Here is a 26,093-nt window from a genome sequence, read left to right as displayed (position 1 = left end):
CCGTACCGTCCGTGTAGGCAGCCAGGCAGCCGATCTCACCCGCTCCGAATACGATCTGCTCCTCTACCTGCTCACCAACCGCAACCGCGTCGTCTCCAAACACGCCATCGCCGAACACCTCTCGGGCGACGGCGAAGGCCTCTTCGATAATTACGATTTCATCTACGCCCACATGAAAAATCTTAAAAAGAAACTCATACAGGCCGGATGGACTGATCACATCAAAGCCGTATACGGCATGGGTTACAAGCTCGAAGCACCCTGACAGACCATAAAACGATCTCCCGATGAAGCTGCTCAACAAGACCCTGCAATATTATTTCTGGCTGTCCATCGTGCTCCTCATGGTGGCCATCCCCGTCTTTTATTACGTGCTGCAACGCATCGTGATCTCCAACATCGACGCCAGCCTGGAAGCCACCAAAACCCAGCTCATCCCGCGCCTCCGCGTCATGGAGATCCACCCCGGCGCACCGCAGCCCCGGCTCGACGACGGCATCACCCTCGAAAAAGCACCCACACGCCCCGGCAGCGATTCGCTGTACACCTCCGACCGCCACCGCCTGCTCACCTCGTACCTCGTCATCAACCGCGAAACCTACCGCCTGCAAATCAAATCTTCACTGGCCAACCATCAGCGCCTCATCGGGAGCATCATTATTTTTCAATCCGTGTTGCTGATCCTGCTGCTGTCGGGCCTGTTGCTGATCAATCAATCCCTCGCGCGCCGCATCTGGAAACCCTTCTACCAGACGCTTCGCAAACTGCGGGCGTACAAGGTCGACGATCCCGCGCCGCTGCAGCTGGCGCCTTCCAACATCAGCGAGTTCAAGGAGCTGAATACCGCGGTGGAACAGCTGGCGGAAAGAAGCCGGCAATCCTATCTCTCCCAGAAAGAATTCGCGGAGAACGCTTCCCATGAACTGCGGACCCCGCTGGCCGTTTTCCAGGGCAAACTGGAAATGCTCATGCAAACCAACCCGCTGACGGAAGACCAGGCCGCTCTCATTACCGAACTGGCGGACGCCAGCCACCGCATGGCCCGGCTGAACAAAGGGCTCCTCCTCCTTACGCGCATCCAGAACGGGCAGTTCCCCGAAACGGCCGATGTGTCCGTCCGCGATACGGCCCGCCACCTGCTGGGCCAATACGAACCGCAGATCGCGCAAAAGCAGCTGCGTGTTGAAGAAGACTGGCTCGATCAGCTGGAAGTAAATATGAGCCCCAATCTCCTGGAAGTCCTGCTCGGCAACCTGCTCTCCAATGCCATCCGGCATAATGTGGCGGGAGGGAAGCTGCTGGTAAAGGGCGCAAATGGCACGCTGACCGTCTCCAACACGGGGCAGCCTTACCCGCTGCAGGAAGACCGCATCTTCCAGCGCTTCGCCAAAAACAGCAAAGATGCCGAGTCGATGGGGCTGGGACTGGAGATCGTCCGCAAGGTTTGCGACCTGTATGGGTTCGAAGTGAAATACGCCTGGGAGCACGGGCTCCACAACTTCCAGGTGATAATGAAAAGTTAAAATCCGCCCCCCGGTCCCCGATATTCAGAAAGTATTCAGAATGCCATGGCAGTTTTACGCTATCAAAAAACCTGGATACTATGAACAAAAAGAAACTCTTCACAGGCCTCCTCATCGCAGGAGCCGTAGTAGCCGGCGGTTTCGCCCTCAGCGGCAAGGCCGGCAGATTTTCGGACGGTATCGCTTTCAATGATTCCCAACCCCTGATTCAAACAGCATATACAGGCCCGGCTTCGGCCCAGCCTACTGATTTTGAAAAAGCGGCAGGGAACGCGGTGCCCTCCGTCGTGCACATCCGCACGGTCGTAAAATTCAAACAATCCGCGCAACGGCAGCAGTTCGAAGGGATGGACGATGATATCTTCCGCCACTTCTTCGGCGACGGAGGCCCCCGCAGGCAATACAACCGCCCGGACCAGAAAGCCTCCGGTTCCGGCGTGATCATCAGCCCCGACGGCTTTATCGTGACCAATAACCACGTGGTCGACGGCGCCTCCGAGATCACCGTCACCCTCACCGACCGCAAGAACTACAAAGCGGAAGTGATCGGCACCGATCCCAATACGGACCTGGCGCTGATTAAAATCGACGCGAAAGACCTCCCCGCCATCCCCGTCGGCAACTCCGACGATGTGCGCCTGGGCCAATGGGTGCTGGCTATCGGCTATCCCCTCAACCTCGACGTAACGGTTACGCAGGGCATCATCAGCGCCAAATCGCGCAGCATCGGCATCAACCGCCAGGGTTCCGCCCCGGTGGAAGCCTTCCTGCAGACCGACGCGGCCGTGAACCCCGGCAGCAGTGGCGGCGCATTAGTGAACACGAACGGCGAACTGGTAGGCATCAACTCCGCCATAGCATCGCCCACAGGGGCTTATGCGGGATATGCCTACTCCATTCCGTCGAACCTCATGAAGAAAGTGATCAACGACATCAAGCAGTTCGGCAGCGTGCAGCGCGGTTACCTGGGCATCTCCATGGCGCCCGATAACCTCGACGATACGCAGAAAAAACAACTGGGCATCACCGCCGACAATACCGGTGGCGTATACGTGATCGGTACCGATCCCGCGGGTGCTGCGGCTGCGGCAGGCGTGAAGCAAGGCGACGTGATTACTTCGGTGAACGGCAGCGCGGTACATACCGGGTCTGAGCTTTCCGAACAAATCGCCAGGCTCAAGCCCGGAGACAAGGTGGCGCTCTCTTTACTGCGCAATGGTGCGGAAAGCAAGGTGGAAGCTACCCTGAAAGGCAAGCTCGGCAATATGACCGCAGGCAATAATACTTCGGTGAGCGCTCTGGGAGCTGATTTTGCAGCACTTTCGCGCCAGGATGCAGCCCGGATGGGTATCGCAGGTGGCGTACAGGTGCAATCCCTGGAAGAAGGCGGCCTGCTGGACCAACAAACGAATATGAAGGAAGGATTTGTGATTACCCGGGTAGGCGGCATCGCCGTACGCACGGTAGACGAACTGAAAGCGGCCCTGGCGCGCCAGAACGGCAATTTCCAGATCGAAGGGACGTATCCCGGCAGTGGAAAGACGTATTATTACGGTATCAACGAAAACTAAAAAGGAATTGTAACCAGGGGGGCCGTTTTCCGGGCCTCGGCCCGGGGAACATATATGGCTTCTTCATCTCGCATGAAGAAGCCTTTTTTATGCTCAGTTCTGATCGCGGAAAATTCCCTCTATCACATCTTTGAGCTCCCTGGGCTGGAGCGGCTTCTTTAACAGGCGGATTACCATGGGATTGGCGTTGGTGCGGGAGATATCCCCGAAATCCAGGGACGATGATACCATGATGATATAGCACTGGTTCTTGATCTTCTGGGGATAGGAATCGAACGAACGGAGAAACTCGAACCCGTCCATTTCCGGCATCTGGATATCGAGGAGGATGACGGTGGGCGGGATGTGGGGCAGGGTGATGTTGCTGGAAAGGAACTCCAGCGCTTTATTGGCATTGCTGAAAGACAGGATCGTGCGGCTGATCTGCTGAATGGAAATCAACCGTTCATGCAGGAGCAGATCGATGTCGTTATCGTCGATTAATATTACGCGAAGATCAGGTATCGAATTCATTTCTGTTCGGAATGGTAATTTCAAATTGCGTGCCTTCTCCGTAACGGGAGTCTACGCCGATGGTGCCCCCTATCTTGTTCAGGGCTTCTTTAACAATATACAGGCCAATACCGCTTCCGGGCTTGTTGTTGTTCTTGGAGCGGAAGAACATCTTGAAAATGTTGCTCAGGTGCTCGCTGAGGATCCCGATTCCGTTGTCTTCAATCCTGATCGTCGCTTTATGCGGCTCCACTTTTACCGAAAGGTTCACCTGCGGGGAGGATTCGTCCGGTTTCTGATATTTAACGGCATTGCTGATCAGATTGTTCAGGATAACGCTGATACGGAAGAAGTCGCCCTTGAACGGCACCGGCTGGTCTACCGTAACATTGAAGCCGATATTGGTGTTCTGGTGCTTGAACGTATCGATGCAATCGCTCATCAGTGCCTGGAAATCAATTTTTTCGTACTCCAGGTCCAGCCGCGAATTCCGGTAATACTCGATGATTTTCTGGATGAAGCTGTCGAGCCGGGTGATGCAGACCTCAATCATCCCCATATACCCCTGCGGGTCGGTCATCGTATTATCGAGCCGGCTGAGGTTGATGATGCCCTGCACGCTCATGAGGGGCGCCCGGAGGTCGTGGGAAGTGGAATAGATGAACCGGTTGAGCTCATCATTCGTTTTTTCCAGTTCCAGCACCTTTTCTTTCAGCTGTTTACGGGCGGAATAGATTTCGTATGCGTTATTGATGGTCTTGAACAGCTCGTGCTCGTCCCAGGGTTTTTTGATGTAGGAGAAGATATGCCCCTTGTTGATGGCGTCGATGATATCTTCCACATCGGTGTAACCGGTGAGGAGGATGCGGATGGGGTCGGGCAGCAGATCCTTGATCTCGTTGAAGAACTCCACCCCCGTAGTAGTGGGCATTTTCTGGTCCGCAATGATGATGTGGACCTCGATTCCTTTCAGTACCTGCATACCTTCGGCAGCAGAACTCGCGGTATATATCTCGTATGTTCTGCGGAAATTCGCGCGGAATGCATTAAGGTTATGTACCTCGTCGTCGATGTACAAAATCCTGATACGGTTATTTTTCATGTAGGGTTCTTTCTGCTTTTATTTACGCATGACTCTGGGCGATAGGCACATTCTGAGGTAAATATATGATAAATTCCGCTCCCTTGCCGGGTTCTGAATTTACCACGATCCGCCCGTGGTGCTTCTCGATAATACTGAAAACGATGGACAGGCCAAGCCCGGTTCCCTCACCCACGTCTTTGGTGGTGAAGAAAGGCTCGAAAATCTTTTCCTTTACCTTGTCCGACATACCGATACCAGTGTCCCTGATGCTGATGCTGACCATCTGGTCGGCCTCCAGCCGGGTTTTGACCGTAAGGTGCTCATCGCCCTGTTCGGGTTTCATCTTGATGGCGTTCAGGGCGTTGTTGATGATGTTGAGGAACACCTGGTTGAGCTTCCCTGCGAAGCACTCGATTTTCGGTAGTTCGCCGTAATCGTAATGCACGGTCACATTCTTGGGGATATTGTTGCGGAGCAATACCATGGTGGAATTGAGGCCCTCATGGATGTCCACGAATTTGAGGTCGCTTTCGTCGAGGCGGCTGAACGTCCGGAGCCCTTTCACGATCTCGGCAGTGCGGTTCGCGCCGTCTTCGATCCCTTTGATCAGGGTCTCCACTTCTTCATGCAGGTAATCGATATCGATCTGCTGCTTGTACCGGTCGATCTCGGCCAGCTGCGCCGCCACATCCTCGCCGGGGCGGATCGTGTCGTACTTGCGCAGCAGTGAGCGGATATCTTCAAAATCAAGCTTCAGCGGCTTGATGTTGGACGTTACGAAGTTGATGGGGTTGTTGATCTCGTGGGCGATACCTGCTGTCAGCTGACCGAGCGAAGCCATCTTCTCGGCCTCCACCAGCTGCGTCTGGGCGTTCTTCAGGTTCGTCAAAGTCTTGTTCAGCTCGCTGTTGGACGACTGCAACGCCTCGGTCCGTTCCGCCACCTTGGCTTCCAAAATCACGTTCTGCTCGCGCACCAGCTGCTCGTTCTCCTGCGCAATCCGCAGCGCCACCGCCTGGGATTCCTCTTTCTCCTTCCGGTAAATGTTGATTTTATTGGCCAGAGCGAAAGACAGCAGGGTAACTTCCGCGGCGGAGCCTACCTGCAGGGCGTAATACGTAAAGTCGTTGTACGGCAGGATGTTGAAGTTCCGCAGCACGAAAATGCACACGCTCGCCAAAAAGATCCCCCAGGCCACCAGGAAATAAGCCGCAGGCCCGTACCCCTTGCGCCATACCTTGAAGCCGACGAATATCGCCAGGATCGAGGCCGTCATGGCAATGATCTGGGTCATCATGTTGGCCACGAAGTGGTTGCTCATGAACGTGGGCACCAGGGCAAGACTGTAGGCTACCACCACGCCGGTGAGGAGTTTATGCCCCAACTTGTACTTTTCGCGGGTGTGAAGGAAGGATTGAATGAAAAGCGCTGCGGTGATGCCGTTAAAAACCGGGATCAGCAGGGTATCGTGCATCGCCAGCCAGGGACTGTTCGGCCAGAGGAACCGGAACGAATACCCCTGCTGCGAAGCCTGCGTCAGCCCCACGCAAATGATATAGCTCACGTAAATGAGGTAGCTGTTGTCGCGTACCGTGAGCCAGATGAAGAAGTTGTACAGCGCCATCACGAGGATGATGCCGGCGTAGAGCCCGAAAATAAAGTTACGCTCGGTGTTCTTGGCCACCAGCGTAGTTTCCGCTCCCAGGTACACTGGCAGCTGGGCCTGCTCGCCCGCACGGATCTTCAGGTAATATTCACGGGTTTGCCCCTGTGCGATATCGAGGGGGAAAATGTAATTCTGATGGTCGATGGGCCGCAGGTGGAACGGCTGGAACTGCCCCAGGTCGGTCACTTTGTATCCGCCGCCCGGCAATACTTCGTACAGCGATATTTCGTCGATGGTGGGATATTCCACTTCGAGCAGGAGGCGGTTGAGGTGGGAGGCGTTGGTAACGTGCAGCCGCGCCCAGCTGGTGAAGGGCGTGATCTGGAGATTGGGGACTTTGGCGCCCGAGGGCTTGAAAGCCTGCTCGCGCACCTGGTCGATGGTGAGGGCGTTGGAACTGTCGATATAAAGGTCGAGGAATTCGCCGACCTGCATCAGTTTGGCGCTATCGTTGAACACGACCGGCGTTTGCGCGCGGGTCGTGAAATGGGCAGCCAGGGAAAGCAGGATGAGGGCGAAAAAGCGTATAGACATTTTCAGTTCACGGTTGTTATAGTCAGGCGGCGAAATTTCGCAGCAAACATAATGGATTTTACGGAACCATTTGCGGCAATCCCAGCATGTAATTCACCTCGAAGGTCCCTTTCGGTCCCGTTTCGGTCCTGATCTGGTTGGGGCTGCTGCGCAAATCGCGTATGAGCGCCTGCTCCGAGGGATCGGCGCTTGCCAGTTCGTGGTTATCGCGTATGATCATGGCCGTAGCCACGAGGTCGTCTTTCGGATAATAAAACACTCCTTCATTTCCCAGCGAAGTATCGATCACCGCGCCCACCCGCTTGGCGCCCCTCACGGTTACCGGGGCGCAAAGTACGTGGACGTTGCCAACAGGGAGCTGCGAGGTCAGCGCTACGCAAACCCTGCTCAGGATCAGGCTCCCGATCCCCATGCCGGCCACCTCCTTGGAGTTCCACAGTCCGCAGATCTCCGCGCTGCCGGGCACCACGTCGGTATACACCTTCGGGTCGTACTTGCCTACCGCCATCTCGATGGGGAGGGGCAGCACCCCGTCGGCAATCTGTACACGGGCCCCGCCGTACGTTTTGGTGCCGGTCTCGTCTTCCACGATCACCACAACCGTGTTTTTGTGATGGAGCCAGTCCACATTGCCGGAGGTGATCTTATGGATGCCAAAGTAAATCTGCAACAGCTTACTGTGGCCCTCGTAAAACCGCATGCATGCTTCCGGGTCGTCTGGTGCGAAAAATGCCCTAACGTTGATCGGTGCGCTCATTGATTGCTTCGTTTAGTTGAATTGGGCGTTATTGAATGAGTTGATCGAAATCCACATAATACCTGCCGGAACTGCGTAGCTGATCCAGCAGGATCCTCCGGCAAGTGTCCGTCACCAGCGCCCCGCCTAACATAACGGAGGAGGCCAGCTGTGGCCAGGTGGTGATGGTTTTGCCGATCTCTCCCAGCGAATATTTCATACGGGGGCTCATGTGCGCCATGCCTGCCATAGGCCCCAGGATAGGAATCTTTTCTTCGTTGGACAAATGCTTCAGCGTGCTCAGGTCCTCGATGGGAGGGATGAGCCCATGCAGCAGCGGGTATTCCGGGTCCAGGTCGAACCGCTCGATGTCGAGCATGCCCCGGTCGTTGGTGTCCATCACCACCGGGATGCCATGCTTGCGGGCTTTCTGCCGGCTGAGGATCTTCACGTCGATCCCGTCACACTCTTCCACCAGCACGTCCAGCTTGCCGCCATCGGTCAGGAAGCTATCCAGGTTCTGCTCCGTAGCCCCGTCACGATATATCTTCACCGTCAAAAACGGGTCCATTTCAGCTATTTCCCGGGCCGCCACGATCACCTTGGGCATCCCCAGGTTGTCGACCGTGGTGCGCAGCCGGTTCATATTGGTCAGCTCCACCGCGTCGAAGTCCGCCAGCCGCAGTTCCCCGCACACCCGCTCCATGGCCAGGGTGAGGGCGATGGTCTGGCCTACCGACAAGCCGATGACGCCGATTTTCTTTTCCTGTAAGACATCCCGCTCCGCGGCGGTGATCTTATGCATATTGCGCGAAGTGCGCAGGGCGATGAATTCGGGTTTATCGAGCAGGTGGACCAGCCTGGCCGTCCACGGATAATATACCCAAACGCCGTACTGCTCTTCCGGAACGCCGTTCAGGTGGGCCTGTACGGCTGCTGCCGTTTCCGCTTCACTGAGGCGGCGGGTAGGGTGCTGGATCTTCACCAGCTCCCGGAGCTGGCTGCCCAGCTCATCATATACCCTGATGTGCGGGTGCTCCTGCAGCAACTGCTGCAAGGCTTCCTGGTCTGCCACCCGGCTCGGGTAATAAAACTCCGGGGAGAAGGTGACAGGCGCCGACTGTGTCTTTTGTATGCGTTCCTTGAGTGTCATACTGCCGCTACGCTCGATTTTCTTTTAATGATAAATTGGCCCTTGTGCTCTAATTGTTGTTAAAAATCAAAATCCGCCCGGCATTATCGGCGCCGGCCGGTCGAGAACTGAGTTGCCGCTAACCCAACCGATTGCGGTGAGCCAGCTATAAAATCCTGTGTTACCTTTCCTTTGCAGGAAACAGGGGTATTAATTAATGAACTTTAACGGAAAAGAATTGCGCTTGAACTAACTATTAAGGGGGGATGGACGATACCCGGATTTCGCCGGAATTGGCAGTCAGGCACGCCGGCGGCTTCACTTGCATTCTTTCGCGGGCAGGTCCTGGCTCCAGGGATAAATGGCTTCATCTTTTCAAAATGATTAAGTACACTACAGCTTACACATGAATAGAAAAGTAAAATAGCAATAAAATTCAAATTAAACGATTCTCGATGGCATTATTTTGAATTAATTCCAAAATACGGACTTCCGTAGACGCAAATTAGTAAAACCGCAAGCATTGGTGTAATATTTGCATGGTTTTACGCCGGAAATAATAGATTTGTAATAATAATATGTTCATTATGAATAAGAGAGAATTCATAAAACTGGCCGGACTGGCCGGCGTGGCCGCCCTGGCCAATCCCTCGGGGCTTTTTGCCGCAGGCGAGCAGAACAAGGAACTCCTCGCAGCCAAAGCACCCTTCGAGCTGCCGCCCCTCCCTTACGCCGTTGGCGCACTGGAGCCGAATATCGACCAGCTCACCATGGAAATCCACCACGGCAAGCACCACGCGGGCTATGTCAAGAACCTGAACGATGCGCTGAAAGCGAGCCCCCTGGCCGCCAAATCCCTCGGGCAGATCCTGGCGTCCGTCAAGCCGACAGACACCGCCATCCGAAACAACGGCGGCGGCCATTATAACCACTCCTTCTTCTGGAGCATCTTGTCGCCCTCCAAAACCGAGCCCTCCGCCAAACTGAAATCCGCCATCACCGCGGCCTTCGGTTCCGACGAAGCCTTCCGCACCCAGTTCGCCGACGCCGCCAAAGGCGTATTTGGCTCCGGCTGGGCCTGGCTCATCGTGAAAAAAGACGGCAAGCTCGCCATCACTTCCACCCCCAACCAGGACAACCCGCTGATGACGCACATCGCCAAAGTACAGGGTACACCCGTTCTCGGCCTCGACGTCTGGGAGCACGCCTACTACCTCAAACACCAGAACAAACGCCCCGATTACATCTCGGCTTTCTGGAACGTGGTAAACTGGGAAAAAGTGAGCGCCCTCTACGAAGAAGCCCTCAAAAAGTAAAAAGCCGCAAGGCCCCGTTCATAAAAGCGACCGCCGCCTCCCAGGCAGCGGTCGCTTTTTTATAGGTCACGTCGTAAAAGATCGGTCGATGAGGGACGGTGGTCACGTCCTAAAAATGGTTTACACCAACTTGTAGTAATGGCTCAGTAGGGATTCAGTACGGATACAGTACTGTAACAGTACTAAACCGGTCATGATAATTTGCAGGACGCGATGTTTACATGTATATTGTAATTTGTTTACAATTAGTTTACGTGCCGCTGAAAAGCGTCACCACGGTATACGTTAACGCGGCACCTTTTGCAGTAGTAAAAAGTAAGTTTTCTTAGTGAAGGAGCTTCGGCACAAACCGCATCGCCGCGAAGGCGATCAGCAGCATCCCGCCGGCGAGCATCACCAGCAGCCCTTCCTGCGCCTGTTTCTTCCCCACCATCGCCGCGCCGGCCGCCACCAGGATCATATACACGATGCCGTAAGCCATTTCAGCTACCTGCCAGTCGGCATCCGCGCGGAAGCATTTGGGAAGCGCCTCCGGTTGGTAAACTCCCGCCAAAGGCAGCAGCGCCAGTGCCAGGCCGGTTCCCAGGCCTACGAGCAGCAGCAGGATAAAATTCCAGGGTTTCAGCCGCAGGCGGCCTTCCAGCACGCGGTACACCTGCACCGTAGCCAGGTAACTGAGCGGAATATGCAGCAGCGAAGCGCCCGCCAGGGGCGCGCGCATCACGGCCAGCGCCAGCAGCCCGGTCCAGAAGAAGGCCCACATCCACCATGTAAGGTCCCGGTTTTCGGCCGGTTGCGCCAGGTAAATGGAGCGCGTGCGCGCGGTTTGCAGCCAGGTGAAAAGAAATGCTACTGCCGGGAAGCAGGCCAGCATGGCGAGCCAATGCCCGGAAAAAGCCGCGCCGGGAGCCGGGAACGGTTGTATGTGCAGCCCCTTCAGCCCGCCGCTCCATCCCAGCCAGGCGTAATACCAGCCCGCGGAAACCGCCGCCATCATAATGATAAACAGCAGCAGGGGCCACTTCATGCCGGTATGGAAACGCTTCCAGGTCCAGTAGACGAGCCCCGTGAGCAAGGCGATAAGCGGCGCCATGAATCCGGCGGACAGTGTCGCCAGCCCCAGCATTACGCCCGAAAGCGCGGCGGCGCGCCAGGGTTTCGACGTCCAGGTTACCCGGTAGGCCAGGTAAACGGACAGGAAAAGGAAATAATTCCCCCAGATCATCGGCGCACCGGTCCTGAAGAGCAGCTGCGGCAGCCAGGAACCGGCCAGCATCAGCGCCCACCACATCCCGAAACGTTCGTCCTGCCGCTGCTTCCCGACCTGGAAACAGGTCAGCACCGTGAGGATGCCCGCCAGCGCATTCGGCACGCGCATGGCAAAGGGCCCTGCCCCGAAAATAGCTTCGGAAGCGGCTTGCAGCCATCCGTACAGCGGCGCTTCCGCGACGGGCGGGATGCCTGCCTGGTAAAAAACGGGAAATGGAAGGAATAGCAGCGCTGCTGCCAAAACGATCAGGATTTGCTTCATGAGTCTGATATGGTTTGCCGGTCAACGGCCTGTTCAACCGTAATAACGCAGTTCCCCCGGGCGGTAGTGCCCTCCGGGAAAATCGTTCTTACCGCATCAACCGTGCCGCAAACTCAGGCAGGCTCTTTTTTGAAGCGTTTTTGCCATTCCTTCTTCATTTTCTGGTAGAAGCGGAAGTAGAATTCTTTGTTGAAAAGCTGGCTGTCGTTCATCGCCTTGTACACGAGGAACGCGGCAATGGGCAGCAGCACGATGTTGGCGAGCCACATCCCGCTCCAGGAGGCCATCACCTCGCGGCGGGCCATTTTTTCGCCCGTCATGAAGAAGATATTGAAGATCACGAAGAAGATCACCGCGAACACCAGGGGCGTACCCAGCCCGCCTTTGCGGATGATGGAACCCAGCGGCGCGCCGATGAGGAAGAGCACCACGCAGGCCGCCGCCAGCGAGAATTTGCGCTGCCATTCCACTTTGAACAGCGAGATGCGCTCTTTGTTGTCCGTGTAATCTTTGGCGGAAGTAGTAAGGGAAGATTCCGTTTCACGGAGGTTCGATTCCACCCGCTCAACGACATAACGGCGGTTGGCTTCGGGGATGGAATTATAAAAGGTATCCACTTTCAGCGGGGCGACGTTGGCGGCCCAGCCCGTGTCTTTCCATTTGTAGAAGGGATAGCGCGAGGTCACATAGGCGTTCACGGTACGGATCAGGGCGGAGTCGATCCGGCGGAGCGAATCGATGCCGTAATCCAGCTGACGTACGTTGAGCATCTGCTGGTTGTTGGCGAAGAGGTCCATGGGCAGGCGGTTGAGGGCGAACGATTTCAGGTCGAAGGGTTTGATGTACCTGTCGAACCCAAGCCGGATGAGCTCATTGCCTTGCTGGGCGCGGGTGTTGCCGCGTTCTTCGTATCTCCAGCCGTTGTAGAGCGTGAAGAGGAGGTAGCGTTTGTCGCCCGAGAGCTCCATGGTGCCTTTTTCGGCGAGGATGATGCGCGGATTTTTATCGCCCACGGTATTTTCATAGATCATCACCTGGTGGATGGTCTTGTTATCGGCTTCTTTTCTGGCGACTTTGATGGTGTATCCCGGGATATCGCTGTAGAACACGCCTTGTTTGATATTGAAGGCGGGCTTGGAGTTGGTGATATCGTAGAGGAGGGATTTGGCGCGGAGGTTGGCGATGGGGATGACGTAGTTGGCGAAGAGGAAAGCGCCGATGCCGATGCCGATCGAGAGGAACAGCAGGGGGCGGATGAAGCGGAGCAGGGAGATGCCGGCAGACTTGATAGCTACCAGTTCGAAGCTTTCGCCGAGGTTGCCGAAGGTCATGATGGAGGAGAGGAGCACTGCCAGGGGGAGGGCGAGGGGCACGAGGCTGGCGCTGGTATAGACGAGCAGCTCTATGATCACCGGTGTATCGAGGCCTTTGCCCACGAGGTCGTCGATATATTTCCAGATGAACTGCATGATCAGCACGAACAGCGTCACGAAAAAAGTGGCGATGAACGGGCCTACGAAGGTTTTGATGATCAGTTTATCGAGTTGCTTCACGTATCGGCGAATAAAAAATAAAATGGTAAAATGTAAAAAGGCCTGGTTTTCAGATTAATTTTGAAAAGCGGCCGCACAAAGTTAACACGAATCCGGACAGGAGGAACAGCGGCGCGCCCAAAAATCCGTTAATATTTTTGATATGCAAGCGTATGAACTGACGGCCAGTGAAATGGCCCTGGCGGCCGATGCGGAAATCATTCTGACGAAGAACAGGGTAATCGGGAAGGTGTATGCCCTTTTCGGGGCCTTGCAAACGGCCATGGAGGCCGATGCGGTGATCGGGAGGTATGGTGCCGGGGAGTCGGACCCGCCGAAGATTTCGCGCGGGGAGCAATATGAAGGGTTGCCATACGTCATGCTGGATTATCCGCGCGCCTTCGGGCGGGAAAGCATCTTTGCCTGCCGCACGTTTTTCTGGTGGGGCAGGTTTTTCAGCCTCACGCTGCACCTGGCGGGCGGGGCGCTGGAGCGCCACCGTGGCGCGCTAACGGGCATGCACGAACGCGTCGCATCCGCGGGATGGTACGTTTGTGTCAACGACGATCCCTGGCAGCATCATTTCAGGGAAGACAACTACCGCGCGGCCGCATCCGTTTCGCAAACGGAATGGGAGGAGCTCCTGCGGAAGCCTTTCTTCAAATTAGCTAAACAGTGTAAGTTGAGGGATTGGGAAAAAATCATGCCCGTTGCGGCGGCCAGTTATGCTTCGCTGCTGGGCTGGCTGGGTGGTTCCTCAGTCAGATAGTCAGGTTAATTGCCGATACGGTGGAAAAGGTCCTTGATCTGGTAATCCCAGAGCTGGCTTTGATCCGCCACTTCTTTTTTCTCTGCAAAATCCTTGATGACCAGGATCGTCATGTTGGTTACTTCTGAAATCCGGATACGGAATTCGAAATACTCGTTTTTGGGAGCGTGTGTCCAATGTAAACGGATAAACTCGTCTTCTTCCTGTTCCAGTACTTCTGCTTCCTCTGCTGATCCGTTCCAGGAAAAGGAGAAAACATTGTCCCGGAAATCTACCTTGTCTGCAAACCACTCCTGGAGGCCTGCCGGGGTTGATAAAAACTCGAAAAGAATACTAGGAGAGCACCGCACCGGATATTCTAACTCATATTGCACTTTCTTTGACATCGCACTGTATTATTATAAAAATCAAAATCATCTGCCTGCAATTATAGAAAAATATTTATTCTATCAAAATAAATTTTGAAAAACATTTTTTCGCCTAATCCCTTCATTTTCACGATTTACAACTAAAAGGCATATAAAAATATTATTTTATGTATTTTGCAACGGATTACAGATTTAAGCCAACCCGTCTTCCATTACCATGACAATCAACGGTGAATCCAGTACCAGTGCCGGTTAATGCAGTATAACACGAACGGATTATCACCAACAATCGATTTTGCTTGAAAAGGATTCAATGGTTAGTAATTTTTTTTGGGTCGTATCTAAAAAAAGTTATTTTTGTTGGGCATTCTTCTAAATTAACTTTTAAATAACCTGTAACTGTTCCCGTGCTATGTCAATGCGCCAACTAAAAATCACGAAGTCCATCACGAATCGTGAGTCCCAGTCGCTAGAAAAGTATTTGCAGGAGATCGGCAAAGTGGATCTCATTACGCCGGAAGAAGAAGTCAACCTGGCCATCCGCATCAAGCAGGGCGACCAGCGCGCGTTAGAAAAACTAACCAAGGCCAACCTCCGCTTCGTGGTATCTGTCGCCAAACAGTACCAGAACCAGGGCCTTTCCCTCTCAGATCTTATCAACGAAGGAAACCTCGGCCTCATCAAAGCCGCCCAGCGCTTCGATGAAACCCGCGGGTTCAAATTCATCTCATACGCCGTATGGTGGATCCGTCAGTCCATCCTCCAGGCCCTGGCAGAGCAGTCGCGCATCGTGCGCCTCCCGCTGAACAAAGTGGGGCTCTCCAACAAGATTTCCAAAGCCTATTCCCAGCTGGAACAGGAATTTGAACGCGAGCCCTCGCCCGACGAGCTGGCCACCATCCTCGAAATCAATACCGAGGAAGTGGAAGCCACCCTGGGTGTTGCCGCCCGCCACGTGTCTATGGACGCGCCGTTCATCGACGGGGAAGACAACTCCCTGCTCGACGTGCTCGAGAACCCCAACGCCGTATCGGCAGACGAGGAGCTCGACCACCACGATTCCCTCCGCCGCGAGATCGAACGCTCCCTTTCCACCCTCACCGACCGCCAGAAAGACGTGATCATGCTCTATTTCGGCATCGGCGTGGAACATCCCATGAGCCTCGAAGATATCGGCGAAAAATTCGGTCTTACCCGCGAACGCGTACGCCAGATCAAAGACAAGGCGATCACCAAGCTCCGCACTACTTCCCGCAGCAAACTCCTGCGGAATTACCTCGGCGGCTGATTTTTTTCCCGCGAACGCAGTAAAAACTTATTTTTGCAGTCCAAATGGTGAATATTCGAAATATTCACCATTTTGCATTTTTTAAAGATCATACCAGCTTACGAATATGTTTGAATCATTATCAGAGCGGCTCGAGTCGGCCTTTAAACAGCTGAAAGGCGAGGGGCGCATCTCGGAGATAAACATCGCTACTACCGTGAAAGAGATCCGCCGCGCTTTGGTGGACGCGGACGTGAACTATAAAATCGCTAAAGACTTTACCGATAAAGTAAAAGACAAAGCCCTCGGCGAAAAGGTAATTACCGCCATCTCTCCCGGCCAGCTGATGGTGAAGATCGTGAAAGACGAGCTGGTGGAACTGATGGGCAACACCGAGGTGGAGCTGGAGCTGAAAGCCAATCCCACCGTGATCCTCATCGCGGGCCTGCAGGGTTCGGGTAAAACCACCTTCTCCGGCAAGCTGGCCAATTTCCTCAAATCCAAGAAAAACAAGAAACCCTTGCTCGTGGCGGCGGATATTTACCGTCCCGCGGCGATCGACCAGCTGCAGGTGCTCGGCGGGCAGATCGGGGTGGAAGTATATAGCGAACCCGAGAACAAGAACGCCGTACAGATCGCGGAAAACGCCATCAAACAGGCCAAAGCCAACGGCAATAACGTCGTGATCATCGACACCGCGGGCCGCCTGGCGGTCGACGAGGTGATGATGACCGAGGTGAGCAACGTGAAAAAGGCCGTGCAGCCCCAGGAAATCCTTTTCGTGGTGGACTCCATGACCGGCCAGGATGCGGTGAATACCGCCAAGGCGTTCAACGAAAAGCTCGACTTCTCCGGTATCGTGCTCACGAAGCTGGACGGCGACACCCGCGGTGGTGCGGCGCTGACCATCACCTACACGGTGCAGAAGCCGATCAAGTTCGTGTCTATGGGCGAAAAGCTCGACACGCTCGACGTGTTCTACCCTGAGCGTATGGCGCAGCGTATCCTGGGCATGGGCGACATCACCACGCTGGTGGAGCGGGCGCAGGCACAGTTCAACGAAGAGCAGGCCAAGAAGCTGGAAAAGAAAATCCGCCAGAACCAGTTCGATTTCGACGATTTCAAAGAGCAACTGGCGCAGATCAAGAAGATGGGTTCCATCAAAGACCTGCTGGGCATGATCCCTGGGGTGGGCAAGGCCGTGAAGGACCTGGACATCAGCGACGACGCGTTCAAGGGCATCGAGGCCATGATCAATTCCATGACGCCGGCGGAGCGGGCCAATCCCGATTTGATCGACGGCAGCCGCCGCCGCCGTATTGCGAAGGGGGCTGGCAAGGAGATTTCCGACGTGAACCAGTTCATGAAGCAATTTGAGCAGATGCGGCAGATGATGAAAATGATGAATAAGATGCCCGGAGGAGCCAAAGGGCTCAAGATGAGATAGTTAAAATAGCGGCAAAAGTAAAAAGTGAAGTTTTATTTTGTGAAATTCATTTTAAGCTATACATTTGCTGCCCCAATAGAAACAATTTTTTTTCACCACTCGCAAAAAATAATTCGACTTATTTATGCCAGTTAAGATCAGATTACAGAGACACGGCGCCAAGAAAAGACCTTTTTACTTTATCGTAGTGGCTGATGCCCGCGCGCCCCGTGATGGTAAATTCATTCAGAAAATCGGTACCTACAATCCCCTGACTGTACCGGCTTCTATCAACATTGACACGCAGAAAGCGCTCCGCTGGCTGCAGAAAGGTGCTCAACCCACCGACACTGTTCGTAGAATCCTGTCTTTCAAAGGCGTACTGTACCTGAAGCACCTGCTCCGCGGTGTGAAACTCGGTTTGTTCGACGAACCTACCGCTTACACCAAGTTCGAGCAATGGCAGGCTGAGCACGAAGAGAAAGTGACTGCCCGCCGCGAAAGCCAGAAAAGAGTAGTACGTCCTGCCGCTCCGGTAGTTCGTAAAGTTGAGGACGTAGCTCCGAGCGCTCCCGCCGCTGAAGAAGGCGAAGCACCGGCAGAAGCATAATCGACAGTATAACACATTTCAAAAAGGGAAGATTTGCTCGCAAAGATTCCCTTTTTGCTTTTTATCACCACCCGTTCTCATGGCGAATTATTTCAATATCGGCAAACTGGCCGCCGTTCACGGTACGGACGGGGAATTGCTGCTGAAGCACAGCCTCGGCAAGCGATCTTCCCTGAAAGACGTGACGGCCATCTTCATCGAGGAGCGGAAAGGCAGTTTTCTCCCTTATTTCGTGCAGAAAGCCCGGGCGAAAGACGCGGAGCACATCTACCTCAAGCTGGAGGGGATCGGCACGCGGGAATCGGCCAGGGGGTATTTGCAGAAGGGGGTTTATCTCCAGGAGGAAGACTTCCAGGCCCAGGCTTCCGGCCAGGCGCCCCTGAGCCTGCTGGGCTTTACGGCGCAGGACAAGGAGCATGGGGAGCTGGGGCCGATAGACGAGATCATCGAGATGCCGCATCAGCTGCTGGCCCGCGTTACCTACCGCGAAAAGGAAATGCTGCTGCCGCTGAACGAGCAAACCATGCTGAAGGTGGACCGCAAGGGTAAGATCCTGCACCTCGACCTGCCGGCCGGGCTGCTCGACATTTATTTAGGGTAACAGAAAAACGATATGCGGATAGACATCATTACCGTACAGCCCGATCTGCTGGAGAGCCCTTTCTCCCATTCGATCATGAAAAGGGCGCGGAACAAGGGCCTGCTGGAGGTGAACGTACACCAGCTGCGCGACTATTCCACGCTGAAAAACAGCCAGACCGACGATTACCAGTTCGGCGGGGGCGCGGGGATGGTGATGATGATCGAGCCGCTGGTGAACGCCATCGAGTCGCTGCAGAAGGAAGTGGCCTACGATGAGATCATCTACATGACGCCGGACGGGCAAACGTTCGACCAGCGGACGGCCAACCGGTTGTCGATGAAGGGTAACCTGTTGATTATCTGCGGTCATTATAAAGGGATCGACGAGCGGGTGCGGGAGCACTTCGTGACGATGGAGATCTCCATTGGGGATTTCGTGCTGTCGGGCGGGGAGCTTGCCGCGGCGGTGGTGGTGGATGCGGTGGGAAGGTTGTTGCCCGGGGTGCTGGGCGACGAGACTTCGGCGCTTTTCGACTCATTCCAGGACGATTTGCTGGCGCCGCCGGTGTATACCCGTCCGGAGGAGTTTCGGGGCTGGAAGGTGCCTGCTATTCTCATGAGCGGGGATCACCGGAAGATAGACGAGTGGCGGCATGAGGAGGCGGTGAGGCGGACGAAGGCCCGCCGGCCGGACATGCTGGACCATGATTGAATCAAATAAATTTTAAAAAACCGGGAAAAGGTCTTGGTAATTGGATATTCTTCCTTACCTTTGCCGTCCTAATAATAATTGAAAGATGAACGCGATTTCTTTTGTTCACGAGCAGTTGACTGCTAACAAGCAATTTCCGAAGTTTAAAGCCGGTGACAACGTTACCGTTAACTATAAGATCGTTGAAGGAAACAAGGAGCGTATCCAATCCTTCAAAGGCGACGTGGTGAAGATCCAGGGTACTGGTTTTACGGCTACTTTCACTGTTCGTAAGATTTCTGACGGGGTAGGCGTTGAAAGGCTGTTCCCGCTGTATTCTCCCAACATCGACAGCATCCTGCTGCACAAAGTTGGTAAAGTAAGAAGGGCTAAACTGTACTACCTGCGCGAGCGCCAGGGTAAAGCAGCCCGTATCAAGGAAAAAAGGGTTTAGTATTTTATACAGGGAAATTAGTATGCGGGGGTCCGGTAGGATTCCCGCTTTTTTATTTGGTGGGATGGGGGTTGTTAGCAAGACCTTAAAACTCGATTAAAGTCCGCCTGCGGGCTTGCGAAAGCCCAAATAAACGTTATCTTTGTTAGCTCGAACATTATAAAAAACTGAGAAATGACTGCTATTTTCGTTAAATCACCTTTTTTACTTTTCCAGGAACTCGGTATGACTGAACTGATCCTCATCGCTGCTGTGGTATTACTGCTGTTTGGCGGTAAGAAGATTCCTGAGCTGATGCGTGGCCTGGGTAAAGGTATCCGTGAGTTCAAAGATGCGAAAGACAATGTGCGCCGTGAAGTAGAGGAAGGCATCCGTGAGTCCGAGGTAAAGAAACAGGCTTAATTCCTGTACCCGCGACTAATAGCAGGTGCAGCGCCGATTTTTGCAGAGATCTACCATTGTAAGATTTAAACTGGTTTGGGTTTGACTGAATACAGCAGTATATCGTCTTTTCAGGAGGCGTTGTATGCCGGGAAAGCGAACTGCGAGGACACGGTACGTATGTACCTGGGCCGCATCGAGCAGACCCGTCATTTAAACGCATACCTGGAAGTTTTTACGGAAGACGCCCTCCGGCAGGCCCGCTCCCTGGATGAAAAGATCCGAAGAGGAGAGCGGCCAGGTTTGCTGGCGGGCGTTGTCGTTGGCATCAAGGACGTTATATGTTACAAAGGGCATGCCGTGAGTGCGGCAAGCCGGATATTGGAGGGTTTTGAGTCCCTCTACAATGCCACGGCGGTGGAACGGCTCCTGGAAGCAGGGGCTATTATCATTGGCAGGCTGAATTGTGATGAGTTCGCGATGGGCTCTACCAACGAGAATTCCGCTTACGGCCCCACGCTCAATGCGTTGGATGAAACGCGTGTGCCGGGGGGATCGTCGGGTGGTTCGGCGGTAGCGGTGCAGGCGGGGCTTTGCCACGTCAGCCTGGGCTCGGATACCGGAGGTTCGGTACGCCAGCCGGCGGATTTCTGCGGTATCGTGGGGCTGAAGCCCAGTTACGGCCGGATCAGCCGCCATGGCCTGTTAGCTTATGCTTCATCATTTGACCAAATAGGCATTTTTGGCTCGAATATTGCAGATGTAGCGAAAGTTCTGCAAGTCATAGCCGGTCCCGATGCCTATGATAGCACGGCGTCTCAAAGTGAGGTGCCTGAGTATCAGTTAAGTACCGATCTGCACAATAAAAAGCGCAAATTCGCGTATCTAAGGGATGCCCTTCATCACGAAGGGCTGGATCCGGAAATGAGGGGAGGATTTGAAAGTTTCTTTGAACAGTTAAAGGCGGAAGGTCATACCGTGGAAGCGGTTGATTTTGAATACCTTGATTTCGTAGTTGCCGCGTATTACGTGTTGACTACGGCTGAGGCGTCCAGTAACTTAAGCCGGTACGACGGGGTCAAATATGGCTACCGGACGCCGGAAAAGGGGCTGGACCTGACCGATTTCTACAGGAAAAGCCGGTCTGAGGGCTTCGGGAAAGAGGTAAAAAGGCGTATATTGCTGGGAACTTTCGTGCTGAGCGCCGGGTATTACGACGCATATTTCACGAAAGCGCAGCAGGTGAGACGGCTGGTGGTGGAAAAGATGCGGCAGATCCTGCAGGCATATGACGCCATTCTCCTGCCCACGGTACCGACGACTGCGTTCAAAATCGGGGAGAAGACAGATGATCCGATCGCGATGTACCTTGCCGACATTTATACGGTGCTGGCCAACCTCACAGGGGTTCCGGCGGTATCCGTTCCTTTAACGAGGCATTCGAACGGAATGCCTTATGGCCTACAGATTATAACTAAAGAATTAGACGAGCAGAACCTGTTAGAAATTGCAGAAACAGTGTTGCAGATGCAACAAATGAATACAGTTTAAAACAAACCTACGCGTATGACGAAAGTCTTTTTACTTCTATCATTGCCGGCTTTAGTGGGGAGTTCCAGTGCAGTTGCCGCCAGCGTTGAGGTGAATAAGGAGATGGTGTATTCCGTACAGGATGCACCCGCCGATACCTCCGTTACCTTGAAAAAGGCCGGGCACCTGCCGAAAGACACGACGGTGCACGGGGCTCCAGCCTCCATGTCGGTAAAAAGAGCTGCCCAGGCTCTTCCTTCTGTGATTCGTACCCCCAAGGTGTACGAGCAGATGAATAATAATTTCGTAAAGAATTATATCAACGACTATGCCAACCGCTACAGCAAGCACCTTTCGGTGATGGTGGAACGGTCCGCGCCATATTTCGTGATGATCGAGAAAGTATTTATGGACCATGGCATCCCCGAGGAAATGAAATACCTCGCGGTGATCGAGTCCAGCCTCATGCATAATGCCCGCTCCCGTGTAGGGGCCGTGGGCATGTGGCAGTTCATGAGCGGCACCGCCCGCATCTTCGGGCTGAGCGTGGGAAAGAAAGTAGACGAACGGAAGGATATCTACAAATCCACTGTAGCCGCCGCCAAATACCTCAACGAATTATATGACCGGTTCGATGACTGGTTGCTGGTGGTAGCCGCTTACAACTGCGGCGCCGGCGGTGTGATGCGTGCGCAGAAGATCAGCGGCCGCAGCGATTTCTGGGGTATCCAGTACTTCCTGCCCGCGGAGTCCCGCAACCATGTGTACAAATTCATTGCAACGGGTTATATCCTCGACAGGTTCAACACCTTCTTCGGCGTAGGCAGCAATTACACGACCGCAAACGTGTCGCTCCCCAACGCAAGGGTGAACACCGCCACCGAATTCCGGAAAGCGGCCCCCCTTACCGAAGAAGACATGTTCAACACCGTTGAGTTCAATGTAACCGGTAAATACCGCATCGAAGCCATCGCCAAAAAGCTGGCCATGGAAACCGATGAACTGGCCCGGCTGAACCCCGGCTTCGCACAGGCCCTCGCCGGCGAAACCAGCAGCTACGACCTGCGCATCCCCAAAGAGAAGATGAAACTCTTCCAGGCGGAAAAAGAGGAGATCCTCAAAGAATCCCTCCAGATGACGCTGGACGATAAGGCCGCCACCGTAGACAGGAGCAGGTTCCCCGCCCCGGTGAAAAAGCCTGAAGTGAAAGCGGCTCCCGCCAAGAAACCCGTGGCTAAGAAAGCCCCGGCGAAAAAACAAACCACCACCAGGAAGTAATAATCGTATTCTTTTTATATCTAAAAGGGCATTGCAGGAAAAGCATTGCTCTTTTTTTTGCCCTGTATCCGCCCCGACACATCCGCCCTCCCGCCCATTTCACCCCCCAGATCCCACGCTTCAGTGCATAAAACCGGCATTCCCCGCAACCCGGTAATCAGGAGTTGGCAGCTTTTGCTTTTTTCGCACTTCAGCTTCCATTATTTACCCTTCATCATTCAGCATTATGCACTTCCGTCCCCAAAACTACTTCCGGCGCCGCCGGACACACGTAATCATGCTGCTTTCCGTATTGTTACTGGCCGCATGCAAAAAAAGCAATGAGCCCGGTGCAGAAGGCCCCCCCGGAAATTACAGCGGCCCCATCGAACTGACCGGCACGGTTGTCGACGAAAATGGCGCCCCCATGCCCGGAGCCACCGTCAAATCCGATGTTCAACAGGTTACTACAGACGCAAAAGGTACTTTCGTGATGCAGGGCCTCCAGATGGCAGCCGGTAACGTGATACTTGTACAGGGCTCCAAAGCCGGGTATCATGGCCAGGTCCGCCGCTTTACCACTGCCGGCGGCAATACCGCCGCCGTCCGCCTTACACTGAAACCGAAAAAGGTGACCCACACCCTCCAGTCTGCCGCAGGCGGTACGCTTACCGTAACGGGAGGGGCTTCCGTCCAGATTCCGGCGGGCGCCATCGTGAAAGCCGACGGCACCACATACACGGGCGTGGTCAACCTGGCAGTGACACACATCGACCCTGCAGACCCCGACTTCAGCCTGAAGATCCCCGGCGGCGATCTCAGCGCCATCCGGACCGATCAATCCGCCGTGATGCTGTACTCCTATGGTATGGTAGACGTGGAGATGGAAAGCCCCTCGGGCGATAAACTCCAGCTCAAAGCCGGGAAAACTTCCACCGTGAAATTTCCCATCCCCGTATTCCAGCAGGCCACTGCTCCCAACACGATTCCCCTTTGGCATTTCGACAATGCAGCCGGGGTGTGGAAGGAAGAAGGGCAGGCCACCCGGCAGGGGAATTTCTATACCGGCACCGTCGGCCACTTCTCCACCTGGAACGTAGATGCGCCGGAAGTAACCGCCATGGTGGAAGGTTTCGTGAATGATCCGTGCAGGAGCGCTTCGAAAGGAGTGGGCGGCGCCAACGTCACGCTGGGCCAAATTACCGTTACAACGGATAAAGACGGCCGGTTCAAGGCGCGGGTACCTGCGAACAGAGCCACCACCGCGCGCCTCGATCCCCGGCTGAACAACGGGCGTGGCGCTACGGCAGACATTCCCGCCATGGCAGCAGGTAAATCCATGACCCAAAACCTGTCCTTCCCCTGCGGGCCTTCCCTGTCCGGGAAGCTCACCGACTGCGAAGGACGGCCTTACGCCGGTTTCGTCAATATTTATCTTGACGGCAAGCACATCGGCAGCGCATATACCAACGACCAGTCGCAATTCACGATATACGGGCCGAAGGGCAAGACCGTTTTGCTGAAAGCATTCGATATGCTGGGCGGCAGCGCGGAGTTGACGGTGGCTATTCCTGCAGACGAATCGGGTAAAGAACTGGGAGATGTGCGCATTTGTCCCAGGGAAGAAATGACCCCGGTCCGCTTCCGGATACATGGTGGCGGCTACAACCAGCAGCAGATCCAGATCGGCGGCGTGGCGGGGCAAACCTTCGTGGCGATGGCGCTGTACGACTTCCGGAGCCATGAAACGCTTTGCACGATGGTAGCCGGTACGCACCAGCTGACCTTGAATTTCGAAGGCGAAACAGCCGGTAACTACGAAGATGTGACGATGGTGCTGGAACTGAACGGCAAGCGCTATGTTTCCGAAACAATGAAAGTCGGTATCTCCGTTTTCGGGCAGGTAGGGGAAAAGTTGCAGGGAACGTTTTCAGGTGTGGCGGAGGAATTCGGCGGAACGGCGACGGTAACGATCAGTAACGGTACTTTTGAGGCGTTGCGGATAGCGGCGCAATAAACGGATAATACCCGAACGGATATACCGTAAAAGGCCCGGACTGCGCAGTCCGGGCCTTTTTATGCGGAGCTATTGGTATCAGGACATTGCCCTGGCCTTTCGGCCGTGGAAATACCATCCGAAATAATCGAGGAGGGGGCCGGTCATGAAGGTGGTGGCGAGGGCCATGAGCACCAGCATGGCGAAGACTTGCGGGGTGAGGATGCCCAGGTCGTACCCGATGTTGAGCACCACCAGTTCCATGAGCCCGCGGGTGTTCATGAGGGCGCCGATGGAGAGGGATTGTTCCCAGGACTGCCCCATGAGCCTGGCCGTGAATGCGGAGCCCGCGAATTTGCCGGCTACCGCCACCAGCATGATCACAGCGAACACGCCCCATAGGTGCCCTTCGTTGAGGAGCCCTATCTGGGTGCGGAGGCCGGTAAAGGCGAAAAATATGGGCAGCAGGATCACCACGCTCACGTCTTACAGTTTATCCTGCAGCACTTGTTTGATATTGGTTTCGGCAGGCATGATCACCCCGGCCAGGAAAGCCCCGAACAGCAGGTGGATACCGATCACTTCGGCGATATAGCCCGCGATGAGCAATACAAAGAATCCCAGGGCCACTTTGGTTTTGTTGCCGTTGAGGGTACGCATGCGGCGTTGCAGCCAGGGGCGTACGAGGCAGAGCATACCGGCCACGAAAACGACCGCCAGGCCGATGGTCACCAGTGCGCTCACGAGCCCGCCGGCCTTGGCGATGGCCACTACGATCGCCAGGATGCACCAGGCGGTGATATCATCCGCCGCGGCGCAGGTAATGGCCATCACGCCGAGGGGCGTACCTGTAAGGTGGCGCTCCTGTACGATGCGGGCCAACACGGGGAAGGCCGTCACACTCATGGCGATGCCCATGAACAGCGCGAAGCTCAGGAAACCTACGTTTTGCGGCGCAAACTGTGTGAAAGTGAAATAGGCGAAACATACGCCGAGAAAGAAGGGGATGATGATGCTGGCGTGGCTGATCATCACGGCGTCGTGGGCTTTGCGGCGGATTTTGGAGATATCCAGCTCCATGCCCACGATGAACATGAAGAAGGCCAGTCCGATCTGGCTGAGGAACTGCAGCGGCGGCAGCGAGGATTTGGGGAAGAGGGCGTTCATGGCCTCCGGCGCCAGGAGCCCCAGGAGCGAGGGCCCCAGTACGATGCCGGCAATGATTTCTCCTACAACGGCGGGCTGGCCGGCCTTACGGGCCAGGTATCCGAAGGCGCGGGTGGCGCAGAGGATCACGATGATCTGCAGCAGCAGCATGCTCAGGGGATGCTGCAAATGATGCATGAGGTCAGTGAAAAGGCCCGTGTTTGCGGCGGCGGATGCGGTTGCAGGGGGAACGGGATGGAGGAGGGGACCGGCGGCGGGAGGGGCCGGAAGTTGCTCCCCCCGGGCGATGATGAACCAGGTCATCATCCCGAAAATCCCGATGATAAGGGGGTAAAGCAGGTGCTTTTTATGCATGGCAGCAAGGCGGTTTAGCGGGCCGTAAGGTACAAAACAGGCGGGAAATCCATGTTAAGAGTAGCCGGACCAGCCATTTCCGGCGCTGAAGTGTGCGACGCAACGGCGGCCCCGGACAAATACC

At 54.9% G+C, this 26,093-nt stretch carries 23 protein-coding genes and 1 pseudogene; 15 read left to right on the top strand and 9 right to left on the bottom strand.

The window, feature by feature from the left end; genetic code table 11:
* The 3 genes from Q0510_RS10250 to Q0510_RS10240 form a co-directional block, all read left to right on the top strand.
* Positions 1-265: winged helix-turn-helix domain-containing protein (locus Q0510_RS10250; RefSeq protein WP_298710749.1), on the top strand; the 265-nt coding region annotated here is incomplete at its 5' end.
* A 22-nt stretch (positions 266-287) separates the two neighbouring features.
* A complete protein-coding gene (locus Q0510_RS10245) occupies positions 288-1,523 on the top strand; it encodes a HAMP domain-containing sensor histidine kinase (protein WP_298710746.1) in 1,236 nt (411 codons plus the stop codon).
* An 80-nt stretch (positions 1,524-1,603) separates the two neighbouring features.
* On the top strand, positions 1,604-3,094 hold the full coding sequence (locus Q0510_RS10240) for a trypsin-like peptidase domain-containing protein (protein WP_298710743.1): 1,491 nt from the start codon (positions 1,604-1,606) through the stop codon (positions 3,092-3,094).
* A gap of 93 nt (positions 3,095-3,187) precedes the next feature.
* On the opposite strand, the gene Q0510_RS10235 is transcribed toward Q0510_RS10240, so the two are convergent.
* From Q0510_RS10235 to Q0510_RS10215, 5 genes are read right to left on the bottom strand one after another with little or no spacing between them, the layout of a single operon-like run.
* Complete coding sequence (locus Q0510_RS10235; protein WP_298710740.1) at positions 3,188-3,607, bottom strand: response regulator; 420 nt, start codon at positions 3,605-3,607, stop codon at positions 3,188-3,190.
* Entirely contained in the window at positions 3,591-4,688 is a 1,098-nt protein-coding gene (locus Q0510_RS10230) for a hybrid sensor histidine kinase/response regulator (RefSeq protein WP_298710737.1), read from the bottom strand. The genes Q0510_RS10235 and Q0510_RS10230 overlap by 17 nt, the downstream gene beginning before the upstream one ends.
* Positions 4,689-4,710: 22 nt before the next feature.
* On the bottom strand, positions 4,711-6,870 hold the full coding sequence (locus Q0510_RS10225; protein ID WP_298710734.1) for a 7TM diverse intracellular signaling domain-containing protein: 2,160 nt from the start codon (positions 6,868-6,870) through the stop codon (positions 4,711-4,713).
* Between the two features lie 58 nt (positions 6,871-6,928).
* Complete coding sequence (locus tag Q0510_RS10220; RefSeq protein WP_298710731.1) at positions 6,929-7,627, bottom strand: hypothetical protein; 699 nt, start codon at positions 7,625-7,627, stop codon at positions 6,929-6,931.
* 28 nt (positions 7,628-7,655) lie between these two features.
* A complete protein-coding gene (locus tag Q0510_RS10215) occupies positions 7,656-8,759 on the bottom strand; it encodes a ThiF family adenylyltransferase (protein ID WP_298710728.1) in 1,104 nt (367 codons plus the stop codon).
* Between the two features lie 566 nt (positions 8,760-9,325).
* Here Q0510_RS10215 and Q0510_RS10210 point away from each other — a divergent pair.
* Entirely contained in the window at positions 9,326-10,054 is a 729-nt protein-coding gene (locus tag Q0510_RS10210) for a superoxide dismutase (RefSeq protein ID WP_298710726.1), read from the top strand.
* A gap of 325 nt (positions 10,055-10,379) precedes the next feature.
* Here the strand turns inward: Q0510_RS10210 and Q0510_RS10205 are convergent, their stop codons facing one another.
* Together Q0510_RS10205 and Q0510_RS10200 are read right to left on the bottom strand one after the other, a co-directional pair.
* Positions 10,380-11,585: a glycosyltransferase family 39 protein gene (locus Q0510_RS10205; RefSeq protein WP_298710724.1), complete on the bottom strand. Its 1,206-nt coding sequence runs from the start codon at positions 11,583-11,585 to the stop codon at positions 10,380-10,382.
* A gap of 113 nt (positions 11,586-11,698) precedes the next feature.
* A complete protein-coding gene (locus tag Q0510_RS10200) occupies positions 11,699-13,138 on the bottom strand; it encodes an LptF/LptG family permease (RefSeq protein WP_298710721.1) in 1,440 nt (479 codons plus the stop codon).
* A 142-nt stretch (positions 13,139-13,280) separates the two neighbouring features.
* Here Q0510_RS10200 and Q0510_RS10195 point away from each other — a divergent pair, with 142 nt between their 5' ends.
* On the top strand, positions 13,281-13,886 hold the full coding sequence (locus Q0510_RS10195) for a hypothetical protein (protein ID WP_298710718.1): 606 nt from the start codon (positions 13,281-13,283) through the stop codon (positions 13,884-13,886).
* 5 nt (positions 13,887-13,891) lie between these two features.
* Here the strand turns inward: Q0510_RS10195 and Q0510_RS10190 are convergent, their stop codons facing one another.
* Entirely contained in the window at positions 13,892-14,272 is a 381-nt protein-coding gene (locus Q0510_RS10190) for an START-like domain-containing protein (protein ID WP_298710715.1), read from the bottom strand.
* Positions 14,273-14,666: 394 nt separating this feature from the next.
* Between Q0510_RS10190 and Q0510_RS10185 the strand changes: the two genes are divergently transcribed.
* The 10 genes from Q0510_RS10185 (at position 14,667) to Q0510_RS10140 (ending at position 24,469) form a co-directional block, all read left to right on the top strand.
* Positions 14,667-15,542, top strand: coding sequence for an RNA polymerase sigma factor RpoD/SigA (locus Q0510_RS10185; RefSeq protein ID WP_206614510.1), 876 nt, complete (start codon positions 14,667-14,669; stop codon positions 15,540-15,542).
* A 106-nt stretch (positions 15,543-15,648) separates the two neighbouring features.
* Entirely contained in the window at positions 15,649-16,968 is a 1,320-nt protein-coding gene (gene ffh, locus Q0510_RS10180; RefSeq protein WP_298710712.1) for a signal recognition particle protein, read from the top strand.
* A gap of 124 nt (positions 16,969-17,092) precedes the next feature.
* Complete coding sequence (gene rpsP / locus Q0510_RS10175) at positions 17,093-17,557, top strand: 30S ribosomal protein S16 (protein ID WP_298710710.1); 465 nt, start codon at positions 17,093-17,095, stop codon at positions 17,555-17,557.
* Between the two features lie 79 nt (positions 17,558-17,636).
* Complete coding sequence (gene rimM, locus Q0510_RS10170) at positions 17,637-18,158, top strand: ribosome maturation factor RimM (RefSeq protein ID WP_298710707.1); 522 nt, start codon at positions 17,637-17,639, stop codon at positions 18,156-18,158.
* A gap of 12 nt (positions 18,159-18,170) precedes the next feature.
* Positions 18,171-18,851 (top strand): tRNA (guanosine(37)-N1)-methyltransferase TrmD, encoded by a 681-nt coding sequence (gene trmD / locus Q0510_RS10165; protein WP_298710704.1) that lies wholly within the window; start codon positions 18,171-18,173, stop codon positions 18,849-18,851.
* An 85-nt stretch (positions 18,852-18,936) separates the two neighbouring features.
* A complete protein-coding gene (rplS, locus tag Q0510_RS10160; RefSeq protein WP_109699867.1) occupies positions 18,937-19,284 on the top strand; it encodes a 50S ribosomal protein L19 in 348 nt (115 codons plus the stop codon).
* Positions 19,285-19,458: 174 nt separating this feature from the next.
* The gene (locus Q0510_RS10155) at positions 19,459-19,686 is read left to right on the top strand and encodes a twin-arginine translocase TatA/TatE family subunit (protein ID WP_109699868.1); all 228 of its coding nucleotides are present in this window, start codon (positions 19,459-19,461) and stop codon (positions 19,684-19,686) included.
* A gap of 81 nt (positions 19,687-19,767) precedes the next feature.
* Positions 19,768-21,216, top strand: a complete 1,449-nt coding sequence (gene gatA, locus Q0510_RS10150) for an Asp-tRNA(Asn)/Glu-tRNA(Gln) amidotransferase subunit GatA (RefSeq protein WP_298710695.1) — start codon at positions 19,768-19,770, stop codon at positions 21,214-21,216.
* Between the two features lie 15 nt (positions 21,217-21,231).
* Entirely contained in the window at positions 21,232-22,473 is a 1,242-nt protein-coding gene (locus tag Q0510_RS10145; RefSeq protein WP_298710692.1) for a lytic transglycosylase domain-containing protein, read from the top strand.
* Positions 22,474-22,750: 277 nt separating this feature from the next.
* Complete coding sequence (locus tag Q0510_RS10140; RefSeq protein ID WP_298710689.1) at positions 22,751-24,469, top strand: carboxypeptidase-like regulatory domain-containing protein; 1,719 nt, start codon at positions 22,751-22,753, stop codon at positions 24,467-24,469.
* A gap of 78 nt (positions 24,470-24,547) precedes the next feature.
* On the opposite strand, the pseudogene Q0510_RS10135 reads toward Q0510_RS10140, so the two are convergent.
* Positions 24,548-25,765 (bottom strand): annotated as a pseudogene (locus Q0510_RS10135) (cation:proton antiporter).
* Between the last annotated feature and the right edge of the window lie 328 nt (positions 25,766-26,093).

Source organism: uncultured Chitinophaga sp., from assembly GCF_937874145.1.
GTDB lineage: Bacteria > Bacteroidota > Bacteroidia > Chitinophagales > Chitinophagaceae > Chitinophaga.
This window is presented reverse-complemented; position numbering and strand designations above follow the sequence as displayed.